3 protein-coding genes are annotated in these 2,517 nt (G+C 67.4%); 2 read left to right on the plus strand and 1 reads right to left on the minus strand.

Going from position 1 to position 2,517, the window contains the following annotated elements; all coding sequences use genetic code 11:
* On the minus strand, positions 1-451 hold a 451-nt coding region (locus tag ACRDUX_RS24005; protein WP_526417208.1), incomplete at its 3' end, for an aldo/keto reductase.
* Between ACRDUX_RS24005 and ACRDUX_RS24010 the strand changes: the two genes are divergently transcribed.
* Together ACRDUX_RS24010 and ACRDUX_RS24015 are read left to right on the plus strand one after the other, a co-directional pair.
* On the plus strand, positions 450-1,592 hold the full coding sequence (locus ACRDUX_RS24010; protein WP_526417210.1) for an alpha/beta hydrolase: 1,143 nt from the start codon (positions 450-452) through the stop codon (positions 1,590-1,592). The genes ACRDUX_RS24005 and ACRDUX_RS24010 overlap by 2 nt on opposite strands.
* 34 nt (positions 1,593-1,626) lie before the next feature.
* On the plus strand, positions 1,627-2,439 hold the full coding sequence (locus ACRDUX_RS24015) for a DsbA family protein (RefSeq protein ID WP_526417212.1): 813 nt from the start codon (positions 1,627-1,629) through the stop codon (positions 2,437-2,439).
* Positions 2,440-2,517: the final 78 nt, after the last annotated feature.

A 2,517-nucleotide genomic window follows, 5' to 3' on the forward strand; every position in this document is an offset into this window, starting at 1 on the left:
GCTCGAAGTCGAACACGTCGAAGTTGCTCACAATCCTTTCGGGGTTCACCGATTTCGGGATGACGATATTACCGAGCTGGACGTGCCACCTAATCAGCGCCTGCGCTGGCGTTTTTCCATGCGCATCGGCAATGGCGGCCACAGTCGCGTTCTCCAGCAGCGAGCCCTGCCTCAGCGGGCTCCAGGCCTCGGTCCTGATCCCGAGCTCGGCGTGCACCTCGTCGCGGGCGGTTCCGACCGCAGCCGCCCCCTTGAGGGCCAGGCCCACCTCTGACTCGTTGCCGTATGCGGCCGCCGTGTCGACGTGCCGATAACCTGCGGCCAGCGCGGCGGTGACCGCCCGCTCGGTGTCGTCCGCCGGCGTCTGCCATACCCCAAGCCCGACGGTTGGTATGGAGTTACCGTCGTTGAGCGCGATCGTCGGCGACGAAGGATTCGAAGGAGACGCCATGACGGGAAGTCTGCCAGTAGGGGGTCCGCGCACGAGACCCGCCGCGCCGGTCCTGCACGGGGACATGGGCAGCCCCAGCCGCGCACGGTTGGCCGTTCTCAACGCATCCAGTGGCGTGGTGCTGCGCCTTCTGCCCCACCTGCCCGACGCCGTGAAGCGCCTCGTGCTCGGCCGCAGGACGGTGACGATCGACGGAAACACTCTCGACACCACGCTGCAGTTGATGCTGGCAGCTCAGCGATCGGCGGGAGTCAACGGCTTGGTCGCCAGCAGCGACGTCACCGTGTCGCGCTCGCACCTGAGGAAGCTGGCCTCGATGCTCAACGCAGACATCGCCGTCGGTGTCAGGGACACGTCGATACCTGGTCCAGCAGGTCCGATTCCGGTTCGGCACTACACACCGGTCAACGCAGAGCGCTCACCGGTGCCGCTGCTCGTCTTCTTCCACGGCGGGGGATTCGTCCTCGGCGATCTCGAAACCCACGACGGCCTGTGCCGGTTGATGTGCCGCGACGCGGGAGTGCACGTCCTGTCGATCGACTACCGGCTGGCTCCCGAGCACCCCGCGCCCGCGGCCGTCGAGGACTGCTACGCGGCGTACCGCTGGTCACTGGAGCATGCCGCCGAGCTCGGAGCCGATCCATCGAGAGTGGCCGTCGGCGGTGATAGCGCGGGCGGCAACCTCGCCGCGGTGATCTCCCAGTTGGCCCGCAACGACGGCATCGGCGTGCCGGCGTTTCAATTGCTGCTCTATCCGGTCACCGACTTTGCGGCCGACACCAGATCCAAGACGCTCTTCGCCGACGGCTACTTCCTCACCAAGAACGAGATCGACTGGTGCTGCGACAAGTACCTGTCGGGAAGCTCGCTGGACGTGAGCGATCCTCGGATCTCGCCACTGCTCGCCGCCGATCTGACCGGTCTGCCACCGGCGATGGTGCTCACGGGCGGCTTCGATCCGCTGCGCGACGAGGGAAACCAGTACGCCGACGCGCTCGCCGCGGCCGGCGTCCCCGTCGATCACCGGCAATTCGGGCCCGTGGTGCATGCGTTCGCCAACTTCTTCCCGCTCGGCGGCGCCAGCGCCACTGCGATGACAGAGACGGTATCCGCGCTGCGGGCGCACCTGAGCCGCGCCTGACGGATGCCATGAGTGCCGCCGGTACCCTAGTGCCGTGGCCACGAAACCCAAGAAGTCCGCCAGCTACGACCTGAAGGCCGCTGACCGCCGACGCAACGTGCTGATCCAGGTCGGGCTCACCGCGATCGTCGTCATCTTCGCCGTGGTTCTGGTGCTCTACATCGTGATGTCCGGTGACAAGAAGCCGACCGGTGGCGAGGCCAAGTCAGTTCGCGTCACGTCGAGCAAGCTGATCACCAAGGAGGGCACGACCGAGCCGAAGGCCGTGCTGTCGCTCTACGAGGACTTCCTCTGCCCGGTCTGCGGTCAGTTCGAGCAGAACTTCGGGCCGACGATTACGCAGCTCATCGAGAGCGGCGCGGTGGCCACCGACTACTACATGGTCGCGATCCTCGACCGGCCCGCGAATCAGAACTACTCGTCGAGGGCATCGGCGGCCGCCTACTGCGTAGCCGACGAGGACACGACGCCCGACAAGCAGTTCTTCCGGCGCTTTCACGCCGCGCTCTACGCCCAGCAGCCAAGCGAGACGGGCACGGTGTTCCCCACCAATGCGCAGCTGATCGAGATCGCACGCCAGGCCGGGGTCGTTGGCAAGGTTCCCGAGTGCGTCAACAGCGGCCGCTACGTGGACATGGCCAAGGGTCTCGCCGCGGCGACCAACGTCAATGGCACCCCGACCGTCCGGATCAACGGCGAGGACTACAAGTTCTCCACGCCCGACGCTCTGGTGGCCAAGATCAAGGAGATCGTCGGCGACGTTCCCGGGCTCACCGCCGCACCGCCGGCCGCCGCTCCCACCCCGGCTGCCCCGGCGCCGGCTGCGAACCCAACCCCCACGTCGTGACCGTCGCCGCCGTGAGCGAGACCCCATCGACCGAGCCCCGCCAGCGGCCGCCGGCGCGCACGGCGAGCGCGGTGTGGA

The organism is Mycobacterium sp. (genome assembly GCF_050701675.1).
Classification (GTDB): domain Bacteria; phylum Actinomycetota; class Actinomycetes; order Mycobacteriales; family Mycobacteriaceae; genus Mycobacterium.

Coding starts and splice junctions, on each gene's coding strand:
- ACRDUX_RS24010 (WP_526417210.1), top strand. CDS start 450: ATGACGGGAAGTCTGCCAGTAGGGGGTCCGCGCACGAGACCCGCCGCG.